The sequence below is a fragment of the Bacillota bacterium genome, assembly GCA_023511485.1.
In the GTDB taxonomy this organism is placed as follows: domain Bacteria; phylum Actinomycetota; class Aquicultoria; order Aquicultorales; family Aquicultoraceae; genus CADDYS01.
In genome coordinates, this window is sequence record JAIMBH010000031.1 from 1 (window position 1) to 21,156 (window position 21,156).

General features: G+C 44.6%; 19 protein-coding genes, 1 tRNA gene and 1 riboswitch. Of the genes, 6 read left to right on the plus strand and 14 right to left on the minus strand.

Going from position 1 to position 21,156, the window contains the following annotated elements:
• Positions 1-393: 393 nt before the first annotated feature.
• The 7 genes from K6T91_09615 to K6T91_09645 all read right to left on the minus strand — a co-directional run bounded on the left by K6T91_09615 (position 394) and on the right by K6T91_09645 (position 5,791).
• Complete coding sequence (locus K6T91_09615; protein MCL6473046.1) at positions 394-732, minus strand: hypothetical protein; 339 nt, start codon at positions 730-732, stop codon at positions 394-396.
• Positions 713-1,492, minus strand: a complete 780-nt coding sequence (locus K6T91_09620) for an energy-coupling factor ABC transporter permease (GenBank protein ID MCL6473047.1) — start codon at positions 1,490-1,492, stop codon at positions 713-715. The genes K6T91_09615 and K6T91_09620 overlap by 20 nt, the downstream gene beginning before the upstream one ends.
• 176 nt (positions 1,493-1,668) lie before the next feature.
• Positions 1,669-1,854, minus strand: a riboswitch (cobalamin riboswitch).
• 597 nt (positions 1,855-2,451) lie between these two features.
• On the minus strand, positions 2,452-2,892 hold the full coding sequence (locus K6T91_09625; protein ID MCL6473048.1) for an ester cyclase: 441 nt from the start codon (positions 2,890-2,892) through the stop codon (positions 2,452-2,454).
• A 630-nt stretch (positions 2,893-3,522) separates the two neighbouring features.
• Positions 3,523-3,750, minus strand: a complete 228-nt coding sequence (locus tag K6T91_09630) for a type II toxin-antitoxin system MqsA family antitoxin (protein ID MCL6473049.1) — start codon at positions 3,748-3,750, stop codon at positions 3,523-3,525.
• Complete coding sequence (locus K6T91_09635; GenBank protein ID MCL6473050.1) at positions 3,747-4,058, minus strand: DUF4258 domain-containing protein; 312 nt, start codon at positions 4,056-4,058, stop codon at positions 3,747-3,749. The genes K6T91_09630 and K6T91_09635 overlap by 4 nt, the downstream gene beginning before the upstream one ends.
• A 194-nt stretch (positions 4,059-4,252) precedes the next feature.
• Positions 4,253-4,324: transfer RNA gene (locus tag K6T91_09640), tRNA-Gln, on the minus strand.
• 654 nt (positions 4,325-4,978) lie between these two features.
• Positions 4,979-5,791 (minus strand): DUF1385 domain-containing protein, encoded by an 813-nt coding sequence (locus K6T91_09645; protein ID MCL6473051.1) that lies wholly within the window; start codon positions 5,789-5,791, stop codon positions 4,979-4,981.
• 282 nt (positions 5,792-6,073) lie between these two features.
• On the opposite strand from K6T91_09645, the gene K6T91_09650 reads away from it, so the two are divergent.
• Entirely contained in the window at positions 6,074-6,415 is a 342-nt protein-coding gene (locus K6T91_09650) for an STAS domain-containing protein (protein MCL6473052.1), read from the plus strand.
• Positions 6,416-7,038: 623 nt separating this feature from the next.
• On the opposite strand, the gene phoU is transcribed toward K6T91_09650, so the two are convergent.
• Positions 7,039-7,680, minus strand: a complete 642-nt coding sequence (phoU, locus tag K6T91_09655) for a phosphate signaling complex protein PhoU (protein MCL6473053.1) — start codon at positions 7,678-7,680, stop codon at positions 7,039-7,041.
• Positions 7,681-7,730: 50 nt separating this feature from the next.
• A complete protein-coding gene (pstB, locus tag K6T91_09660; protein ID MCL6473054.1) occupies positions 7,731-8,525 on the minus strand; it encodes a phosphate ABC transporter ATP-binding protein PstB in 795 nt (264 codons plus the stop codon).
• 184 nt (positions 8,526-8,709) lie between these two features.
• Between pstB and K6T91_09665 the strand changes: the two genes are divergently transcribed.
• From K6T91_09665 to pstA, 5 genes are all read left to right on the plus strand, one after another.
• Positions 8,710-9,408: a response regulator transcription factor gene (locus K6T91_09665; GenBank protein ID MCL6473055.1), complete on the plus strand. Its 699-nt coding sequence runs from the start codon at positions 8,710-8,712 to the stop codon at positions 9,406-9,408.
• Entirely contained in the window at positions 9,399-11,162 is a 1,764-nt protein-coding gene (locus tag K6T91_09670) for a cell wall metabolism sensor histidine kinase WalK (protein MCL6473056.1), read from the plus strand. The genes K6T91_09665 and K6T91_09670 overlap by 10 nt, the downstream gene beginning before the upstream one ends.
• A gap of 185 nt (positions 11,163-11,347) precedes the next feature.
• Positions 11,348-12,301, plus strand: coding sequence for a PstS family phosphate ABC transporter substrate-binding protein (locus K6T91_09675; protein ID MCL6473057.1), 954 nt, complete (start codon positions 11,348-11,350; stop codon positions 12,299-12,301).
• Positions 12,302-12,469: 168 nt separating this feature from the next.
• Positions 12,470-13,381 carry a phosphate ABC transporter permease subunit PstC gene (pstC, locus tag K6T91_09680; protein MCL6473058.1) on the plus strand — a complete coding sequence of 304 codons (912 nt, stop codon included), beginning with the start codon at positions 12,470-12,472 and terminating at the stop codon, positions 13,379-13,381.
• Complete coding sequence (gene pstA, locus K6T91_09685; protein ID MCL6473059.1) at positions 13,378-14,259, plus strand: phosphate ABC transporter permease PstA; 882 nt, start codon at positions 13,378-13,380, stop codon at positions 14,257-14,259. The genes pstC and pstA overlap by 4 nt, the downstream gene beginning before the upstream one ends.
• A 74-nt stretch (positions 14,260-14,333) precedes the next feature.
• Here the strand turns inward: pstA and K6T91_09690 are convergent, their stop codons facing one another.
• From K6T91_09690 to K6T91_09710, 5 genes are all read right to left on the minus strand, one after another.
• Complete coding sequence (locus tag K6T91_09690) at positions 14,334-14,969, minus strand: cyclase family protein (protein MCL6473060.1); 636 nt, start codon at positions 14,967-14,969, stop codon at positions 14,334-14,336.
• Between the two features lie 65 nt (positions 14,970-15,034).
• Positions 15,035-15,877: a universal stress protein gene (locus K6T91_09695; protein MCL6473061.1), complete on the minus strand. Its 843-nt coding sequence runs from the start codon at positions 15,875-15,877 to the stop codon at positions 15,035-15,037.
• On the minus strand, positions 15,874-19,107 hold the full coding sequence (locus K6T91_09700; protein MCL6473062.1) for a glycoside hydrolase family 65: 3,234 nt from the start codon (positions 19,105-19,107) through the stop codon (positions 15,874-15,876). The genes K6T91_09695 and K6T91_09700 overlap by 4 nt, the downstream gene beginning before the upstream one ends.
• Before the next feature lie 49 nt (positions 19,108-19,156).
• Positions 19,157-20,236: a transketolase family protein gene (locus tag K6T91_09705; protein ID MCL6473063.1), complete on the minus strand. Its 1,080-nt coding sequence runs from the start codon at positions 20,234-20,236 to the stop codon at positions 19,157-19,159.
• A gap of 14 nt (positions 20,237-20,250) precedes the next feature.
• On the minus strand, positions 20,251-21,126 hold the full coding sequence (locus K6T91_09710; GenBank protein MCL6473064.1) for a transketolase: 876 nt from the start codon (positions 21,124-21,126) through the stop codon (positions 20,251-20,253).
• Positions 21,127-21,156 lie beyond the last annotated feature (30 nt).

The following is a 21,156-nucleotide window of genomic DNA, read 5'->3' on the forward strand; positions in this document are numbered from 1 at the left end:
ACAGAGATGGGTGAGTTGACAAATCAGAAGGTTGTTTATAAAAACTAGGCCTTGGGTGTCCCAATGCGGAAGTCAGGAGTTTATTTAAAGCCCTTATTCCTGATTATTCTATGCCTGGATTTGGGGACGGCAGGCTTGCAACTGGATTAGCCGGCTTTGTTGGCGTTTTGGCGACAATTTTTGTCGGTTACGGCACAGCAAAAATTGTAAGACGCCGCTCGCAAAAAGATAGTTGATAAATAATTGATATTGGCAGATAGCTGATATTTTTGCAGTGCATTAGTTTGAAGGAATGGGAAGAGCTAGAGACAACCCTGGCCGGGCTCTGGTGCTCGGCCAGGGTACACATATTCTTACCTTCCTTAAGGGTCTTACATCCCATTAGAAAAGGTATTATTCGGCTTCTGGCTCAGGGCTTCTGGATTTCTGATTTTTGATCTCCGATTTTTGAGTTCTTGATTTTTGAATCCCATCCTTAAACAATATTCTCCAGTAATATCCAACAACAAAGCCCCCTATTACGCCGGCTATTAAAAATACGAACAGTAGGAGGTCACCCTGGTCGGTATTGATAAAAGGTGTCCATGCAGACCGCCCCGCCTTCTCGGCATAATGCTCAACAACGGATTCATCTACGCCCGACCAGCCTGCCCCTAGCGCAATCTTTGCGGTTGTAAGATGGGCCAAGAAGGGTACGAGCAGCCCAACAGCTCTAATAGACAGCTTCTTCATAGGTCGCACCTCTCCTTAAAATAAACTCTTCTGGGACTATCCTCAGCGAAACTAATATATCCGGCCTCCGTTTTAGTACAAATGCAAAAAATCCGGCCGCAGCAAACCCTTCAAGTATTCCAAGAGGAAGCTGAGTCGGAATAAAGGCAACCAAGATTGCTTTAAATAACCCAAGAAAATGCATCTTACTGCTGATACCAAGTGCTAGCTCAAGCGAGGTCGCCGTATAAGTTGCCCAATCGGATATCAACCCAGCCAGAAACGCAGCCGGCACCAGAGGTAATTTTAATTTCGCAAACACCTTAAACACAGCGTATCCAGAAAATGCCCCAATTATTCCCATGGAGAAAATGTTTGCACCCCAGGTAGTAATACCGCCATGAGCAAGGAATAGCGCTTGTATTAATAGTGATATCGACGTTGCAACAACTGTAGCAAACGGGCCTATTAAGATCGCGGCTAAACCGGTTCCCGCCGGATGTGAACATGTACCCGCCGTTGGAACGGGTATCGGCATTGCAGATATAATAAACACTGCTGCAGATACCATTCCAACCAAAGGAACAAAAGCTGCTATTTGCTTACTGCCTTTTTTGATCTCTAATATCCCTTTAGCAATAAATGGTATAACTACAAAAAACCAAAAGCTGGCCCACGGAAGAGGAAGTATTCCTTCCGAAATATGCATTGCATAGGCGGGCGTAGACACCGCAGCCAAAGTAATAGCTGTAAAGAATAAAACAACCAAATACCGTCTCATAACCTCTCCTTTCGTCTAACTTGAAAATAGATTACTCTGATCCTTGCCTAAAAATCACCCCCACTCTATCCTACCCCTTGAGAACAAAAATCCTGGCCACTTGCTGGCCAGGATTTTATCATCGCTAGAACTTATCGACAGGATTCTTAGCGTCCACCCCAGACCTCGAGAGTGGTCCTCTTGCATCGCTCCCAGGCAGGTCTCCTGGCTTCTGGATCATTGCTTGCCGCGCCTTCCCAGCCTTCCAGCCAGTGGCTTTTAGCGACTTACTTCCCCAGTTACAGTGACGGGCTCGCGCCGGATTTTCACCGGCTTCCCTATTATCCCCAAAAATCTGAGGCACCTAGGAACATATTCAGTTTTAACTATTTTAGCACAAGGTAGCATAAAGTGACAGGCACCGGCTTTGTAAGTAATTTATTAGGATTTTAAGCGATGTGGGTACGAATAGATATGTTTAATCATGGCAACAGGACCGAAAGGAGGTTTTTAAGTTGCCAACTTAAAAACTATCCGTCTCATCCAAGAAAACGAAGCTTCTGACGATATAAAAGCAATCTTTGATTTCATCAAACAGTGCTATAACCTTGAATTTGTGCCAAATATCTGGAAAGCGCAAGCACAAAACCCTCCGCTTTAAGACAGAAATGGGAAGCCTACAAGAAGGCTGAAGATACCTGGGGCAAAGAAATAATCAATATAATTGGGTTATCCACGCAACTGCGGCGAGTAGCCCCTACACGATCGATTTTCATGCAGCCATGTTGAAGCAATTAGGATACGATAACGCAAAAATAGAAGCATTGGTTGACCATATTTCAACTCATATAGCAGGTGATTTATATACAACCAGCCTTCAAATTGAGCCAGATATGATGCGGTGAGTTATAAGAAAAGATGTGACATTAGAAAATTCCCGGCCACCGATTGGTGGCCGGGACATAACCATATTTGAACCATTAAGCTGCCGCCGGGCGAGCACCCTTTATCTCAATTAATCCCAGGGATCGTAGTATGGTTGCCGTATCCAAATATGTGGTGTGATTGATTATTTTCCCACCCCTAATCCTGAAAACTATGCAGGAATCTACATCCATTCTATTTCCGGTTGGTGCATAACCTAAAAACTGCTTAGTCTGCGTTCCGGTCTCGTTAAACTCCAGAATGGCAATATCGCCATCGATATGAAGGTCATTAATTTTTATGCGAGCATCAGGAAATCCTTCAAGAAGGGCTGATAGCCTATCTTGTATATAATCCCACCCTTTAAGGGCCTGCTTGATAGGAGCTTGATAGAGAATAACATCCTCGGCATACATGGATTTCATGCGGTCTATATCTTTGGCGTTCCAGGCATCTACCCAATCCTCGATCATGTTAAAGATATCAGCCTTTTTCATAAACACTCCCTCCAGAATTTTGGTTACTTGACTCAAGTAACATACCCCACTGCATTTCTCTGAAACAGATAGATGGTAGGGTGACAGACACCGAGCAAGCTATCTATCTGCAATTTTTGAGCTATATCGCCGAAAAAGCGTGCGGTTATGAAATTGCTTCGGGCACCAAATCTGCTGACAGGTACTAAGCTTCGGTCATTAAATATTCCGACCATTAAAAAAATGGCTCATCAGAGTCCTTTTAGAGCCATTTTCAAAGTGGTTATGCTTTTGCTGTCCTCCGTGGACACTATTCAAACCTTGAGCTATTAGAAATACTGGTGAAATAGGTCTCTGAGCTGCGGTAGCAACTGATGAATGGACAAATCAAAGGGTATCTTTGGTGTGAAAAAGTTATCCGACTAAGCTGCGCCATTTTTATGGACTTTCTTGGCCTTCGTTTTCTCTTCGATGTACTTTTTTGCTCATCATAGCTCATACCTGAGAATTCCTTGCTCAGTTTATCCCTTATTTCGCGCATCATATTTACGGCATTGAACTTCTTCTTGCTCTTCATAGATATTACCTTCCAGAGGTGCCTTATTAATGTATCTGGTTTGTTTCTTAGAAACCAACCTTTAGCTTTGTATATTAAGCAGCACCCTGAAAGTCGATTACTTCAATTTCAACCTTTTGTTTTTTGGCTACGTTAACAATCTCTTCTAACTTAGCAGCAATGTCGTCGGGAATGAAAACTTCGTCGCATTGCTCACAGATATCTGCCGGAACATGCTTTACATACAAGAGACCGGTCTCTAATTCAATTGGTAAATTGGTAGCGCCTCGTTTTGCTACACCACCACAAGTTGGGCATTTCATTTCTGCCTCCTAGTTTTATAATCATCCAGCCATTCTTCTAGAGATGGCTTATAAACCGTAATAATCCACAAGATTTCGTCTACTTCATCGATTGCTAGTACCATGTGCAACGGTTTCTGCCCATAGTAGCCCAAGACTAGAACAGACGGAAGTGGCCGCTGCAATTTATGATGCTCTATTATCTCACACCTTAAGAGTGCTTCAAAAATCTGACCACGTTTTAAGTTGCGCTCAAACAATCTCTTGAGTGCGTGTTTCTTCCATTTGATTTTTCTACTGCTGGTAAATTCCTTAATCTTATCAAGCAACGATTGCTCCTACGAAGCTGACGGGATACCTGAACCATAAAGATAGTGCTCATAACATATATTAGCAGATGCCTTAGCATGGATAAATATTTTAATTATCATGAAATAAGCAGTTCGAATCCCAGGAGGGTTTAAAATTCCGGTCATTAAAAAAATGGCTCGTCAGAGCCATAATTTAAGGGGTATAGAATTTGCTGGGGCGCTAGGATTCGAACCTAGGAATGCGGGTTCCAAAGACCCGTGCCTTACCGCTTGGCTACGCCCCAATTTTTATTTAAGATACAAAAAGAAAAGCCGTGTTAAAACCACACCCCTGCATGGGTTCACACCGGCCACACTTATATCAGCGCAATAGAAAATATATCACGATGTAGTCAAAAAGTCTACCGGCAAACCTATTTCGCATCCCCTCTTGCCTGCCGGGACGCTCTTTTTCGCTTGATTGTCTTAAGTAAGTGGCTACCCCTTAAGCCCAGGCCGGTAAATATAAGGATTAAATGGACGGGTAGAATTTGAGGTATTTCATAATTCATAAAATACCCCGCCGGCCATGCCAAACCGCCTGCTACTAAGCATGCTAAACCAACATGTTTCTTATAGGGCACCATAACTTATCCTCTTGTCCAAACATTTTGCGCCAGCGCTCAAACAGCATCAGCTTTTGCGAAGCAAAATAGCACCAGTTTTTGCACAGCACCGACAATTTAAGCATAGCACTGACTAAACAAACTATATAGCCTGTATAGACTATATAATTGCACAGTTGTAGGACTGCCGGTAGTTTTTTATCCTAACTTTTTAACAACAAACTTGAAACTGATGCATACCTATCCTACTACAAACAAAAGGCAAAAAGGCCGGTTAAATTAACCGGCCTTCGCTTATTATCTACTTATTATCTAAGTATTATCTAAGCTCACTTACTTATTTACCTTAGCGCTACCCATCGATTCAAGAGCCAATACCAGCTGAAGCGCTTTGGATGCAATAATAACCTGGTCATCGTCAGGCTCTTTTGTCGTTACGAATTTCTGCAGTAGCCTTCCACCAAATAGAACCAGCCTTGTCAGGATGGATTTAGGAAATCTCATCAGCTGACGGAATAGTTCGAGCGAGAGCGCCATAGACGACATTACATAAAGCCCGGAGTATATCGCGTTAATCTTCGCCTCAGGATATGGAATATAAAACGCCAAAGCAACCAGCAGTAAGAATACAAGATTCGTTCCGCACCTCTGGTGTACTCGCGAACAACTCTGGATGGCCGCAACGTCATTTAAGTCCTTGCCCTGCTCAAAGGCGTTCACAGCCTTATGTTCCGCACCATGATACGACCAAACTTTACCTGTTAATCCTTTGCTTAAAGCCCAAATAGCAGTCGCAAAAGTGAAAAGCTGAAATAATATATTAACCAGATATCCTTCACCAAACCAGGACCTTACCACTAAAGAAAGTGGCAATGTAATGGCGGCGTAAATTCCCATCCAAAACAAGAGTCGCCAGTTGTTGGCAAGTGGCTGTCTTGTATAAGTCTGAAAGCCAAACTTCACCATTTCGATAAACGATATTATCGAACGAATAAAAAATATATTCCAGCGCGGATGGTGATCGAGCCACGAACTTACAGAGCCAAACTCAGTTGACCCGTCTTCTCTGACTAGTGCCCAGTATTTTTTTGATCTCATTAAGACGCCGTCGCCGAAAGCTTGGCCGCCAACCTTAATTTCACTCAACATAATCACCTGTCGTCTCTAAAACACGCTGTCCACCAGTATAGCTCCATATTTTATCAACGGCAAGCTGCAATAGCTTGCCTAGTTGACATACGACTGCCACATGATTACTACTTGTCTACTATTTGTTACTACTTGGTTTATATCTGGCTTAAAGCCAAATTTTAGATTGCACTCTGCGAGCAACTATAAATGCTAATCTCAAAAATCAGACAATCGACTTTTGCCCCTCTTTTTCTAAGCAGGAATAAAACTGGGCATATATTAGTCCAGGTGATAAATATGGCAAGTAGAAAGCTACCGAGAAACAGACAAAATTCAACCGAAGCATTTGTGACATTTGATTTCAAACGCCATGAAAACACACTTATTGTAAAACTTTCTGGAGAAGCAGATCTCTTTGGTAGCTCCAAGCTTAGGCAGGCTTTAGTTAAAAAATTAGACGGAGTAAACAAAATCGTTTTTGATTTAAGCGACCTCGATTTTGCCGATAGCTACTTTCTGAGACTATTAATAAGGCTGAGAAAACGCCTCGGTGGCGTGTCTTCTGTCAAAGTCGAAAATGCTAAACCAAACGTTAAAAGAATTTTCGAAATTACCGGTTTAGATAAAGTTTTTATGTGAAGATTCCTTGATTCGACTGGGATGTTAAATAAGCTGCTTTAATATTTTAAGTTTACTTAAAATATTTTGTTATTGATTACTAGCCAACCGTTTGGGATATGCTTTTTTCAACCGGTTTTCAAATAGTTTAAAAAACCCTTGTCTGTTAGGTTTAGACGAGCGTATTTCGGGAAAAAACACGAACAAAGCCAACCTCTATTGATAGTTTAAAGTACACAACGTCGATTTCTAGAAAGGATTGATCCAGATGAAAGGCTCTATAGTTCGCGGTATCTCGTTTAGTAACCTTAATGGAAAAACCCTGGATGAGATCTTGTCAGGACCGAAGCGTGTCGAATCGGCGGCGTTCTGTCAACGCTGTGGCTGCAAACTATCTCAATACAGAGACCCGGACGATACATTCTGCTGCAGTTGTAAAAGAGCGCTAAACCCGATGTTTAAATCAGCGTAAGTTACAGACACAGTAAGGTAAAACAAGCGATTTAGTAAAAGTAAGAATTGTAAACCAATGATTCGCCTACGGTTTACAATAAGTTGATTCCTTAATTCTAGAGTCAAAAATAAATCGCAAATCATTTAGAGTGAGGGTAGTCCTGCAACTCTGTCAGGTGGGGAGTGGTTCTTTAGATTTGCTCTACCTTACCTTCGACCAAGAAGTTGACGCGCTCTGCAATGGTGACACAGTGGTCAGCAATGCGCTCCAGATACCTGCCGACAAACGCTGATTTGATAGCAGAGCGCAAATCATATTCTCCTCCACACTCAAAAAGCTGTTCGAAAAGCTTCATATACATGATATCAACTGTTTCATCACGCTCTTCTATTCGCTCTGCGATGTCGCTTTCCCAATTTATAAATCCTTTTAGCGTCTCAGCGATCATGGCCGAGACAGCGGTTCCCATCCCGATAAGGGTACCGGAAGCTGCAAGAGGCTCTCCATTATTCGCACCAGGGGAGTATTTCACTATGTTAATCGCAAGGTCACCCATGCGCTCAAGATCGCTTATGACCCTTATGCTGCACGCAATTAACCTTAAATCTCTGGCTACTGGCTGCTGTGTTGCAAGCATCATAAAGCAATCTGTCTCTATCTCATCAAATATTTTATCAACCTTGTCGTCTCCCTGAACGACCTTCTCGACCAAGTCCGGGCTAGAATCACCAATCGCGACAACTGCATCTTTCACTGCTTCCTCTACTAAGCAGCCCATTTTAAAGACTGCATTATGAAGGTCGTTAAGCTCATCATGGAAGTTCCTTCTCATTGCCGGGGCACCCCTATTTAATACTAATTTTTAATGCAAAACCAACGCTATTAGCCAAAGCGTCCAGTTATATAATCTTCGGTCTTTTTGTTTGCAGGCCTGGTAAATATAGTAGCAGTATCGGAAAACTCCACCAACTTGCCGGGTGCACCTGTCTCTTCAACTAAAAAGAAAGCTGTGTAATCTGAAACGCGTGCCGCCTGCTGCATGTTATGTGTTACCATAACAATAGTATAATCGCTTTTTAAATTTTCGATAAGGTCTTCGATCTTTTGAGTTGATATTGGGTCGAGGGCAGAGCAGGGCTCATCCATGAGAAGGACCTCAGGTTTTATTGTGAGAGCACGAGCAATACACAACCGCTGCTGCTGGCCTCCCGATAGCTGAATCGCCGATTTGTTTAGCGTATTTTTAACCTCATCCCAGAGCGCAGCTTTTTTGAGGCTCTCTTCAACCAGGTGATCGAGTTCATCTTTGTCCTTTATGCCGTGAATTTTTGGTCCAAGCGCGAGATTTTCATATATGCTTTTTGGAAAAGGATTTGGCTTCTGGAATACCATACCTACCCGCTTACGAAGTAAAACTGGGTTGGTGCCGTTTTTATAGATATCCACGCCATCTAACAGCACCTCGCCCTCCACGCGTGTGGTAAATCCTATCTCGTTTGTCCTGTTAATAATCCGCAAAACAGTTGATTTGCCGCATCCTGACGGGCCAATAAATGCGGTTACACGATTTTTAGGCAATCTAAGCGAAATATCATCTATGGCTTTAAAAGAGCCATAATAAAACGAAACGTTTTTAAATTCGATCTTTATCTTTTCACCTGCTAGCTTATTCTCCATGCACCGGTTCTCCCTCGTTACATCTGCTAACTAATCAGCACCTAACAGATATTAACGGTTCAATAAATCCTATATAATCTAATATAATAGCCATGCCGACCGTTTATTGGTGAAAATATTGAAACATTCTTGTTAAATATTTGTTGCATGACCAACGCGGATAGAGGGGATTATTGAAAAGCTTATGGCGAAGATTCTCATAATCGAAGACGACCCATTAATCAGGGAAACATTAGAGTACAGCCTAAGAGGTGTGGGCTTTACTGTGTTAACCGCTGAAAACGGCAGCCAAGGGCTAAGTAAGGTAAAGGATGGTAAACCTGATCTTATCCTGCTAGACCTGTTGCTTCCTGAGGTGGACGGCTTTGAAGTCTGCAGGCGGATCAGGGAATACGACGAGGATGTGTCGATAATAATGATAACCGCCCTCGAAGACCAGCGGAGTAAGCTTAAAGGGTTTAGCGTCGGAGCTGATGACTACATTACAAAACCCTTTAGCGTTGAAGAGCTTGTCGCCCGCATAAATGCAAATTTAAAGCGCACTCTTAAAAAGGCTAATAAATCCCCCACTATTGAAATCGGCGACCTTAAGCTTGACCTATCTAAGCACACAGTTGAAGTCAATGGCCACGAGGTTCACCTGCGTCTCAAAGAGTTTCAGCTTCTGACTGTACTTGCTTCTGAGCCGGGAGTTTTGTTTACAAGGCAGGACCTTGCCGAGCGTGTGTGGGGCTATGAATTTTACACATCCAGCCGCACAATAGACGTCCATATAAGACGTATCCGCAACAAAATCGAGGAGCACTCGAAATTCTCCTACATCCAGACTGTACATGGTCTCGGCTACAAATTTCAAGCCGAGGAGAAAGCCTTATGCGAATAGGGAAAAAGCTCATCTTAAGCTACAGCATAATCGCCATGATTACCTTTCTGATTACTGCGGTTGTTCTAAGGTCATCTATTTCCTTTTTTTACACCGAGAGCCTTAACAACCAATTGGTAGCTAAGGCAAATTCTTTTAAAGTTGCAATTGACGAACTTGGGGAAAGCAACCTTAACAGCGACTCTACGCGAGCACTACTCTCCAAGCTTGCAAGAGTAACAGATACCCGCATTACTCTTGTCAACGCTCACGGAGAGGTGTTGGCTGATACGCAGGTAAAAAATCCGAGGTTGATGCCAAGCCATGCCGATAGACCCGAAATAAAAGAGGCGTTGTCGGGTAAAATCGGAAAATCCGAGCGATTCAGCAGCACATTAAAGCAGCGTTTGCTCTATGTTGCAATACCATATAAAAGCCACGGTAAGGTCCAGGGCGCCTTGCGCGTCGCTCTGCCAATGTCGCAAATTGAGAATGATTTAAACAGATTCAGCCTCATCATACTGGCAATTGCACTTGGGGTAATAATTCTGGTTGTTATCACTAGCTACATTCTATCTCGATCTTTTACAGTGCCGCTTAATCGTATGATGGCTATGGCGGAACGAATGGCAAATGATGACCTTGAACAAAGACTGCCAGTACAAGGCCATGATGAAATAAGCGAGTTATCGAAGTCCCTTAACAACCTAGCGGAAAAACTTAAAAGGCGAATCGATGAGTTGCGCTCAGAAAAAGCCAAAGTCGATTTAATTCTTGACAATATGGCTGAGGGCATCTTGCTTTTAAACAAGCATGGCGATGTTGTGCTAACCAACCACTCTATTGAGAGGATATTTAAAGTTAAGGCAGCCGATGTTATCGGCAAGCCGGTAATCCATTCTATAAGAAGCTTCGATTTGGATAATGCAATAACCGATTCTATGGAGCACGAGAGAGAGGTAGTCGATGAGCTAAGCCTGCAAGACCCATTCAGGCAGCTTCGAATCCGTATATATCCGATAAAAAACACTGACAATGAAAAACAAACTCTTGTCGTAGTCAGAGATATCACCAGACAAAAACAAACTGAAAGGCTGCGCAAGGACTTTCTTGCAAATGTATCGCATGAGTTAAAAACTCCGCTGACCGGCCTTAAGCTGCTATCCGATACGCTTCTTAGAAGCATCGACACAGACCCGGTATCTAGTAAGATATTTATAAAAAGGCTCGATAAGGAGCTAAGCGCTATGATAAACCTGGTGCGCGAGTTAATCGATTTGTCTAAAATCGAGTCTCCGCAGGACACAATCGAGAAGTCCCCTATTGACTTAGGTGAACTCGTAAATGATGTCGCCTCAAGTTTTATCCAGCTTGCAGCAAACAAAGAATTGTCGCTTAATATATCTATTCCCGAAAACTTGCCGACTATTGTCGGAGATAAAGAGCAATTGTCTACCTTGGTAAGAAATCTGGTTGACAACGCAATAAGGTATACGCCTTCCGGCGGAAGAATAGACGTAAAGCTTGAGCGAGACTTTGAGCATATCAACCTTATAGTTGCCGATAACGGAATCGGCATGGCCAAACGTGAAATTCCCCGGATTTTTGAGAGGTTCTACCGTATAGATAAAGCAAGAAGCCGTGAAACTGGCGGTACCGGCCTCGGCCTTTCCATCGCTAAACACATAGCCGAAAACCACAATGCGACCATTCATGTTGACAGCGCTCTTGGCGTTGGCAGCACATTTACGGTACGGTTTAAAATTGATACTTAACACCCTAATTTATGCTCTACCCTGGAGAAATAAAGCAAGGGTTAGAGTTAACATTTTTTTTACAAAACGGTTACATGTATTTCACCACGAAGATTCCAACCTGTCCTATCCTTAAACTAGGTGCTATCCGATGAGCGGGCCCAAATCGGCTGCGCCGGGCATTATGAAGTTCTGAAGGAGGTTTTATGAGATCTATTTCTCGCATATTAAAGAGCAAATCCACAATAATCTTGGTTGCCTTAGCCGCATTGACCCTTATTGCAGCCGGCTGTGGTGGCGCTAAAACGAAAACATCATCAACTGGCATCCAGGCCGGAACAGTTAAAGTAGACGGGTCAAGCACAGTTCTGCCTGTCAGTGAAGCGGTAGCTTCGGAGTTTATGAAAGCAAACCCTGGCATCAATGTAACGGTTGGATCTTCCGGTACAGGCGGTGGGTTTAAGAAGTTTATTGCCGGAGAAATCGATATCGCCGACGCCTCGCGACCAATTGAGGAGGCTGAGAAGGCTGCCGCCAAAAAAAACGGGATCCAATATATCGAGATTCCGGTCGCGTATGATGGAATAACCATTATTGTCAATAAAAAGAACGCCTGGGCAAAGTCAATCACAACCGAGGAGTTGAAGAAGATTTGGGCTCCAGACAGCAAGATCAACAACTGGAAACAGGTCAGAGCAGATTGGCCGGACCAGAAGTTAGTGCTCTACGGACCAAGTAGCGCACATGGAACCTTTGACTACTTCACCCAAGCAATTAACGGCAAAGAGAAGGCTATCCGAACCGATTACAATGTAAGCGAAGATTATAACGTCGTTGTTCAGGGAGTTCAAGGCGATAAGGGTGCCCTTGGTTTCTTAGGTTATGCTTACTACAAACAAAACGAGGACAATTTGCGCGCCCTGCCAATCGATGCCGGCAGTGGGCCGGTTAAGCCAACCGAAGAAACTATTAAAGGTGGTAACTATAATCCACTCTCGCGCCAGATATATATCTATGTAAACAGTAAATCTCTTGAGAAGCCGGTGGTTAAAGATTTCGTTAAGTTCTATCTTACTAAAGGGTCAGAGCTAATCCCAAGCGTGGGATATATCCCGCTGAACAAAGCGGATTATGATAAGAGCCTTAAGCAGATTGAATAAAAAAGCAAAAACATTTATCTAAACCAGTATAAAAGAAGCCATATCGCCGGGCGTCTGGTTTCCCGGCGATATGGCTAAACCAGTTTCCAGGAGATGATAGTTGTGCATACATTAAAAGAGGTAAATACATTGACTCCTGAAGTAATTCCGAAGGAAGAACCGGCTGAAATGGTTTTTGAGCAACCAAAAGCCAATTTCAAATGGCGTGACGTCAAGGAGAGAGTAATATATTCGCTCCTGCTAGGTGCCGTCCTTATCTCTGTATTAACAACTATCGGAATAATCCTATCGCTTTTTACGGAAACTTTCTCATTTTTTAAGGAAGTATCCCTGGCAGAGTTCCTGACCGATACGCGCTGGACACCGCTATTTATGGACAGGCACTTCGGCATACTGCCGCTGGTAGCAGGTACGGCCATTATCTTGCTTGGATCTAGCATCGTTGCGTTGCCGCTTGGATTAGCAAGCGCAATTTACCTGAGCATGTATGCAAATTCAAGGGTTAGAAAGGTAATAAAACCACTACTTGAAGTGCTAGCCGGTATACCGACTGTAGTTTACGGCTACTTTGCCTTAACCTTTGTAACACCATTCTTAAAGCAAATCATCCCCAACATCAATACATTTAACGCACTTAGCGCAAGTATTGTCGTAGGTATCATGATCATCCCGATGGTTTCATCGTTAAGTGAAGATGCGCTAATTAGCGTGCCGAGGTCTTTAAAAGAGGCCGGATTTGCACTCGGGGCAACCCGTTATGAGGTAGCAACAAAAATTGTACTGCCTGCCGGTCTCTCGGGTGTGATAGCCTCGTTTATCCTTGCGATCTCAAGAGCTATCGGCGAGACGATGATCGTAACGCTTGCCGCAGGCAACACGCCAAAGCTTACGGCCAACCCGTTTGAGAGTATTCAGACAATGACCGCGAGTATCGTGCAGATAAGTATGGGCGATACGCCCCAGGGAACAATCGAGTATAAAACAATTTTTGCTGTAGGTGCAATGCTGTTTATTATTACATTGCTGATTAACATATTAGGACAAATGATTACACGCCGTTTCCGGGAGGTATACGAATGAGCATAGATAGCACTGCATACCAAAAGCGGCTTAGAAGACGTGCAATGATTGATTTTTTATTCCATAAGATAGTCCTTATGGCATGCGTTATCGCAATAGCCGCGCTGGGAGTTCTACTCTTTGATATATTGCGCAAAGGAATTACCTGGGTAGACTGGCATTTCTTGACCAGCTTCCCATCCATGCTGCCTAAAGATGCGGGAATATTGTCCGCCCTGGCCGGCACCTTATGGGTTACTATCCTAACAGCAATCTTCGCTTTTCCAATTGGAGTTGCTACCGCCATTTTTCTTGAAGAGTACGCGCCTAAGAATCGACTGGTTCACATAATAGACATAAATATCGCCAATCTTGCCGGTGTACCATCTATTGTATATGGAATTCTGGGACTGGCGATATTTGTTAGAGCTATGACGCTTGGCCGCAGTATCTTAGCAGGCGCCCTTACTATGACGTTACTTGTTCTTCCGGTAATGATTATTGCCGCCCGTGAGGCAATTAAAAGTGTACCGAACTCCCTAAGGCTCGCCTTCATGGCCATGGGTGCGACGAAGTGGCAAACGATAAGACATGTTGTGATACCGGCTGCGCTCCCAAGCATCCTCACTGGATTAATCCTTATGGTGTCTCGCGCCATCGGTGAGACCGCACCCCTTATAATGATTGGAGCGCTGGCTTTTGTTGCATTTACTCCAAGCAGCCCGATGGATGGGTTTACAGTGCTTCCGATACAAATATTTAGCTGGGTATCCAGACCGCAGGAAGATTTCACCCATCTCGCTGCAGCAGCTATTATAGTTTTGTTAGTCGTTTTACTATCAATGAACGCCGTATCGGTATGGTTGAGAAATAAGTACGAGAAGAGCACAAGATTTTAGTTAGCTTCTATAGAAAGGAAGCGTGAGATAAAAAGCCAGAATCTAGAAAAAACCAAAGGATGACAATTCCCTGCCTACTGAAGCTCCCTCAAAACAACACGGGCGGGAGCGCCATCGGCACCCAGGATTTTCAACGGTAGACACATTATCTCGTAATCACCTGGCCTGACAGCCGAAAGGTCAAGGCTCTCTATTACAATCACTCCATTTTCAAGAAAAATGCGATGGACCTCGGCCCCATTCTCAAACTTAGCAACGGATAGGTAATCGATGCCGACAAGCCTTATTCCACGCCCAACAAGATAATTTGCAGCATCCACCGTAAAATAGACGTAGTTTGGAGTAAACTCGTCACTTTCCCAAAGTTTTGAGTTTCTTGTCTTAAATAAAACTCGCCTGCGGTCAGCAAGCTTTAGCCCCTCTAGGTCATCCCTTGTAATTTTCTCCTTCACATCTAACTCAAAAACAGCTACTTCTCCGATAAGTATGTCAAGCGGCAGTTTGTCGACTGTGCCAGCGCCGAGCACAAAATGTGCCGGCGCATCTACATGAGTCCCAACATGGCTACCCATTCGTATTACTGATGCCTCATAAGCAGCCCCAGCCTTAATTGAGCGAATAAGGCTTCTCTCAAAACCCGGGTCTCCGGGCCATGTAGGCATAGACTCGCGAATAGGTATACTTATGTCGTAGATTCTACGCTGATTCATTTTCCCAATTGGCTACTTGGCTAAATAGCTGTCCTTAATTCGACATTCGCAATTCGCAATTTACTTCATTCTCTAGACCAGATTAGCAAAACCGGCCGATCCATCTCTCTTAACAGTTTTTTAACTGTCTCGGCACGACCCGGCTCAAGATGGCCGTGCCAACCCAAAGCTATGAGGTCATCACTGTTTTCAGCGGCAAACCTGATCATAACATCTGCCGGCTCGCCTTCACGCTCAAACAGCCTCAACTCTATACCGGGAGGCCGCTGAGCGTAAAATCGCTCTATAAATTCTGCAGACCATGCAGCCCAGTCATAGCCTGCATGGTCCAAATACCTTGGTGGAGGAAGTGCTCCTACCTCAGTTGGTGGCTTCCGACCAGCTACGCCAATATTTAAAATATCAATATCGGCACCCGTAAGTTCTGCCAACCGGTACACCTGGGTCATAACAGCAGCTGCAGTCGGTGTGCCATCCTGGGGAACCAGCATCTTGGTCGGCCTCCAGTCCGGACCCGGCAGCTTCTCAAGATCAGGTCGAATAACCATAACCGGATTGATGGCACGCTGGACTATCCCCAGCGTTATACTGCCTAATAATCTCTCGGGATTGTAAGACAAACCGTGGCTGGACATTACAATCATTTGCGTATCAACGCTTGCAGCAAATCTAAGAATGCCGTCAACAACATCGGCGTTAATGATTTGGTGAAGCGAGAAGTCCTTGACTTCAATTCGCCCAATTTTAAGTTTTTTAAGAAGCTCTTCTTCGGTCATCTGCTTATCGGTCACATGGACGATATAAAGCAAGGCTCCCATGATGTTCGTCATGGCCTCGGCCGCGCCAAAAGCCTTTACTGCGGCTTCTGATCCATCAAGAGGTATTATTACAACCGGTCTGTCTTTCATGCTGCACCTTTTTGTCCTGCCTCCGTAAACTCTCTCCAGGTCGAACCATCCCAGCTGGATACGTAGACCCCACCGCGCGATAGCACCTGTATTGTCTTTTTAAATATGCCCACTTTTGCCTCGCCTTTATCGCCGACAGTAATGGTGATCTGCTTATCACGCTCTATATCAAAATCTAAGCGATTCCCATGCCATAAAAGCGTAAACTTTATCCGCTTCCACAGCATTGGAAGTTTAGGATATATATATAAACCCTCGACTTCGTTTCTTAAGCCGACAAAGCCCATAATAAACTGTTGCCAGAGACCGCCCAGAGCTGCGGCATGAACCCCGCCTGCCGCATTACCCATGTTGTTGGACAGATCAATTGTGCCAGCCTGGTGAAGATAACTTAACGCAAGCGTGGTCAATCCCAGCCTTGCCGCCACCAACCCATAGATACTAGGTGAGAGCGAACTTCCATGACCAGTACGTCGCTCGTAATATTCAAAATTTTCCTTAATTACCTCTTCGCTAAACTCGTTCTCCAAAAGATATAGAAGCATCACTACATCTGCTTGTTTAACCGCCTGGGAAGAGGCAATCGCATCTCGGCCAAGAATCGTATCAAGTGCACCAGTGCGCTCCTCATAATCGTAAACGTTGATATCGTTAAGATCGAAATAACCTTCGAACTGCTCTATAAGCCTGCCTTTCATGTTTCGGTACATATTACGTGAAACGTCTTCCCATGCGTCCATCTCAAGATAGTCAAATTCGATCTTCTCTTTCAGTCTTGCCCAGGCTTGCGGGTGAGCTTCTCGCATATAACGTATAGCATCAATTGCTCTATCTATATTCCAGGCAGCCATCATATTCGTGTACATATTATCGTTCACAATTTCATGGTATTCGTCAGGACCCTCAATATTTAAAATGTGATATATGCCCTCCTCGTCCTTTTCAACACGGCTGACCCAAAAACGCGCAGTCTCAATTAAAATTTCCGCCCCTGCATTGGTAAAGAACTCATCGTCATTGGTTGCAATCCAGTACTGCCATGTACCGTAAGCCACAGCAGCATTTATATGCTGCTCCATCTTGCCGGTAAGGATAAGAATAACTTCTCCGGTTGGTGCAACAACATACTCGGGTGTCATCTCTTCTCCGGTTATTGTCGACTCCCAGGCAAATAGTGCACCTTTTAAGCCCAGCTCCTGCGCTTCTTTTCGGGCGCCGGGCAAAGTATGATAGCGATACATGAGCATGGCCTTGGCGGTAGGTGGATGTGTATAGATAAAGAAGGGCAGCATGAACATATCGGCATCCCAGAAGATATGCCCTTTATAAATGGTGCCGGTAAGCGTCCGCGCACTGATCGAAACGCGTTCGTCAAAAGGATTCCCTGCAATAATTAAGTGATAGCAGGCAAAATTAGCCCACCGCTGCGCCTCTGCATCATCTTCGATTTTAATAGCCGCAACGTCCCAGCGCTCTTGCCAAGTATTTACTTGTTCAAGAAGCATTTCGTCGAAGCCACGAGCCGCATAATCATACACGCTTGAACTCGCAGATTTTATCGGGTCACCGACATCCCTGGATGTATAAATCGAGACAAATTTATCTATCTCTATTACCTGGCCAGGGTTGGCTTGCCATCTCCAGTCCTCGCTTACGCCGGTCTTGTTTATAAAAGTGCGGTAAAATTGCCTTACCGCTCCCGGCGCAACGCGGCTTATCTGAGCCTGTGCGATTGTGTAACCGGTATACCTTGTCTTCGTAACCATAAGTACGCCCTCATTGTCTTTAAGGGTGCGCAATTCAACTGGCTTTGATGTCAGGCCCGCTTTTTGTGCCATCTGCAAACCCGTCTCTACTCGAATCTCACCCCGGTAGTTCTCTGGAACTACCGAAATCCTCATAAGCATAGCGTGGGGTTCAGCCAGCGAAGCAAAGTGCAAAAACTTTATCGTGGTAATGCGCCCATGTTCTCCCCGATGTCGCCATTCTCGCCTGAGTATCCCTCTCTTCATGTCTAGGATTCGCCGGTGCTCGATAATGCTTCTTTCGTCTTCAAGCGAAATCTGCACACCGTCTATGCAGATGCGCGTATATAACCAATCGGGTATTATAGAAAGCTCTTCAATCGCGTTTGGCTTTGGCCTGTCGTAGATGCCTGCCAAAAGAGTTGCCGGCTCGGATTCAGGCGTTCGCTCAGCAAGGGAACCGCGTGTACCAAGATATCCGTTTCCGACAGTAAATAGCGACTCGATCTCTCTTTCACGCAACGGCTCGTATCCTTCCTCATTAAGAATAAAAGTCGAGTCGCTCGTCAGGTTGAGCTTTTTATAAAGCTCAACCTGCTCCTTCATCATCTCTGCGAAACAAGAAGGTCCTCCACCAACGTGAATAACTCCCGGAGGCACACCGTTTGGCTCTTTACCGACTGATACATAAGTAATTCCAGCCACGTCGGGTAGATACATTCTAAAATCGCTGCCTTCAAATCCGGCAATTGGACCGAATTCGTCTCCCAGAATAAGGATATCCTCAAAGGGGATGTTGCGTTTTTTGGCCAGCTCTTCCAAAATCCACTTTATTGAATCTGACTTATCGGTAAGGCCAACCTCAATATGTTTTACATCGCTTGTAATACGCGCGTCGTTTAAACCCAACTCTTTGGCATATTTAAACGCCAGGTCAAAAGCTGCCCTCAAGCCACCTTCAAAACCGCCTTTTTTGAGTCGTTCTTCGGTTTTCTCAAGAAGTTCGCCGATTTGCGATTTTGGCGGATTTTCCCATTCTGGGATAAGATCGATTTTTCTCCGGTTCAGGCGGTTGTAGATGATCTCGATATTGACATTCGAGTGCGCCTCGATTTCATGCTTTACCGCTTCTGCTACATTATCTAAAAGTGCATTTTCTTTATCGGTTGCGACTCTTTTAAAAAGTTTCAGGGGTTCTGAATTAACATCAAAACCGTAGACCTCCGAACCCCTATCAGTGCAGACGTACAGAAACTGCTTTTCAGGACCCTTAATTAGAGAACAGAACTGCCGGTCGATATTGCCAAAGTTTGTGCCGGTGATGACTACGATGTAGACGCCAAATTTCATCAGCTCGTTGAGTATCTCGGCCACAGGCCGAGCATCAACCATTCGGTTCTCAACAGCTGTACCATCCCAGTCAAAAGCGATAATCTTAAAAGGATGCTTTTTTATTGCCGGACATTTATCTAGACAATCGCTCAAAATCAATAGCTCCTATTCTTGTTTGATAATGCTTTCTGCCTGTTAATTACTACCCATTTTGCGCTTTTTTTCTCGCAATCGCTCGTTTAACATGAGCTATGATATTTTCAACAGTAAGTCCGTACTTTTGCCAGAGCTCTTTGGGCTCGCCCGATTCTCCAAACATATCTTTAACTGCAACCATCTCCTGCGGTACCGGTAAATTTGCTGCTAAAACCTCGGCTACCGCACTTCCCAGACCGCCGTAGATTTGGTGTTCCTCAACCGTTACCACAGCGCCCGTATCTCGCGCCGCAGAAATAATCATACTAATATCAATCGGCTTAATAGAAGAATTATTTACCACCTGCACTGAAATTCCTTCATCCAACAGCGCTTTTGAAGCCTCAAGAGAAGGATAGACCATTGTGCCGCATGCAATAATCGTGACATCGCTGCCAGCACTTAACATAACTGCTTTTCCAATTTTAAAAGGGGTTTCCAAGGTGGTAAAAACTGGGGTTTTGTCTCTCGCAAGCCGGATATATACAGGTCCATTGTGCCTTGCTGCAGCAAAAACAGCTTTCTTTGTTTCAAGCGCATCGCAAGGAGCAAGAACCACCATGTTGGGCAGGCATCTAGTTATCGCAATATCTTCAAGTGCTTGATGTGTAGCGCCATCCCCTCCGGTCTGCAAACCTGCATGTGAACCGGCTATTTTTACGTTCGCCTTACTATAGCAGATACTCACTCTTACCTGGTCCCAATTTCTACCGGGCGAAAAAACAGCAAACGAGCTCATAAACGGTATTTTACCCTCAAGCGCTAACCCTGCAGCAATGCCAGCCATATTCTGTTCTGCGACCCCGACTTCGATAAACCGCTCAGGGAATTTCTTCGCAAATGCAAGTGTCCTGGTCGATTCAGCAAGATCGGCGCACAACACTACAATTCTCGGATCATCTTTGCCAAGCTCTAGAATCGCCTCGCCATAACCATCACGTGTTGCGGCCCTTTCTATGTCTGGGCTAAATAGCGGCTTAACTAGATAAGCATCTGAATTTACGATTTTAGAGCCCCCTTCAGTAGATCTGGCAGCGTGAATGTGCCAAAGCGCCAAAGTCTGTCTTTTATTTTGACATTGGCACATTCGCTTAAGGTATATCAAAGCCTTGTTTTGCCACTTAACTTTACTATTTTCTGCTCTATCCTTTCGCCCTCTGCCCTTAACTGTTCAAGCGCGACTTCCCCCTGTTCACGGGTCGGTGCTTTACCGTGCCACTCGTAATTGTTTTCCATATAACTCACATCTTTGCCGGCAATAGTATGGCATATAACGACTGTCGGCTTTTCGTAGACCGCCTTAGCCTCCTGACATGCCGCCACTATTTCACGCACGCTATGTCCGTTTATTTCAATGACATGCCACTTCATTGCTTCATACTTATCCTTAAACGGTTCGAGGGGTAATATATCCTCCGTGTGCCCATCAATTTGGATATTGTTCCTGTCTATAAGAGCCGTTAAATTTCTCAACCTGCGATCCCCCGCAAACATCACTGCTTCCCAGGTTTGGCCTTCATTATGTTCGCCATCACTCATAACGCAATAAACACGATATCCTTTACCATCTAAAAGTCCGGCAATGCTTCTGCCAATCGCCTGAGAAAGCCCCTGACCCAGGGGCCCGCCGGTATTTTCGATACCGGCTAGCGACGTGTTATGCGGGTGACCCTGCAGCCTGGAACCAATCTTTCTGTATGTCAGGAGCTCTTCAACCGGAAAGTAGCCTGCACGAGCCATCGCCGCATAGAGGATTGCACAGATATGCCCGTTTGACAAGATCAACCGGTCACGCTCGCCCCAGGACGGATTTGCCGGATCATGTTTCATAATATGGAAGTAAAGTGCAGCGAAAACCTCGGCCATCCCCAGTGGACCAGCTGCATGGCCGCTTCCCGCTGAAAGCAGCATTCTTATGACATCTTGCCTGAGTGTGTTGGCGATTCTCTCTATCTTCAGCTCTTCAATATCAGATATCGCCAGCATACTCACCCCCATCAGGCACAG

Excerpts from the sequence above, each read along its gene's own strand:
- K6T91_09615 (MCL6473046.1), bottom strand. The coding sequence starts at position 732 with ATGAAGAAGCTGTCTATTAGAGCTGTTGGGCTGCTCGTACCCTTCTTG.
- K6T91_09620 (MCL6473047.1), bottom strand. The coding sequence starts at position 1,492 with ATGAGACGGTATTTGGTTGTTTTATTCTTTACAGCTATTACTTTGGCT.
- K6T91_09625 (MCL6473048.1), bottom strand. The coding sequence starts at position 2,892 with ATGAAAAAGGCTGATATCTTTAACATGATCGAGGATTGGGTAGATGCC.
- K6T91_09630 (MCL6473049.1), bottom strand. The coding sequence starts at position 3,750 with ATGAAATGCCCAACTTGTGGTGGTGTAGCAAAACGAGGCGCTACCAAT.
- K6T91_09650 (MCL6473052.1), top strand. The coding sequence starts at position 6,074 with ATGGCAAGTAGAAAGCTACCGAGAAACAGACAAAATTCAACCGAAGCA.
- phoU (MCL6473053.1), bottom strand. The coding sequence starts at position 7,680 with ATGAGAAGGAACTTCCATGATGAGCTTAACGACCTTCATAATGCAGTC.
- pstB (MCL6473054.1), bottom strand. The coding sequence starts at position 8,525 with ATGGAGAATAAGCTAGCAGGTGAAAAGATAAAGATCGAATTTAAAAAC.
- K6T91_09665 (MCL6473055.1), top strand. The coding sequence starts at position 8,710 with ATGGCGAAGATTCTCATAATCGAAGACGACCCATTAATCAGGGAAACA.
- K6T91_09670 (MCL6473056.1), top strand. The coding sequence starts at position 9,399 with ATGCGAATAGGGAAAAAGCTCATCTTAAGCTACAGCATAATCGCCATG.
- K6T91_09675 (MCL6473057.1), top strand. The coding sequence starts at position 11,348 with ATGAGATCTATTTCTCGCATATTAAAGAGCAAATCCACAATAATCTTG.
- pstC (MCL6473058.1), top strand. The coding sequence starts at position 12,470 with ATGGTTTTTGAGCAACCAAAAGCCAATTTCAAATGGCGTGACGTCAAG.
- pstA (MCL6473059.1), top strand. The coding sequence starts at position 13,378 with ATGAGCATAGATAGCACTGCATACCAAAAGCGGCTTAGAAGACGTGCA.
- K6T91_09690 (MCL6473060.1), bottom strand. The coding sequence starts at position 14,969 with ATGAATCAGCGTAGAATCTACGACATAAGTATACCTATTCGCGAGTCT.
- K6T91_09695 (MCL6473061.1), bottom strand. The coding sequence starts at position 15,877 with ATGAAAGACAGACCGGTTGTAATAATACCTCTTGATGGATCAGAAGCC.
- K6T91_09705 (MCL6473063.1), bottom strand. The coding sequence starts at position 20,236 with ATGTGCCAATGTCAAAATAAAAGACAGACTTTGGCGCTTTGGCACATT.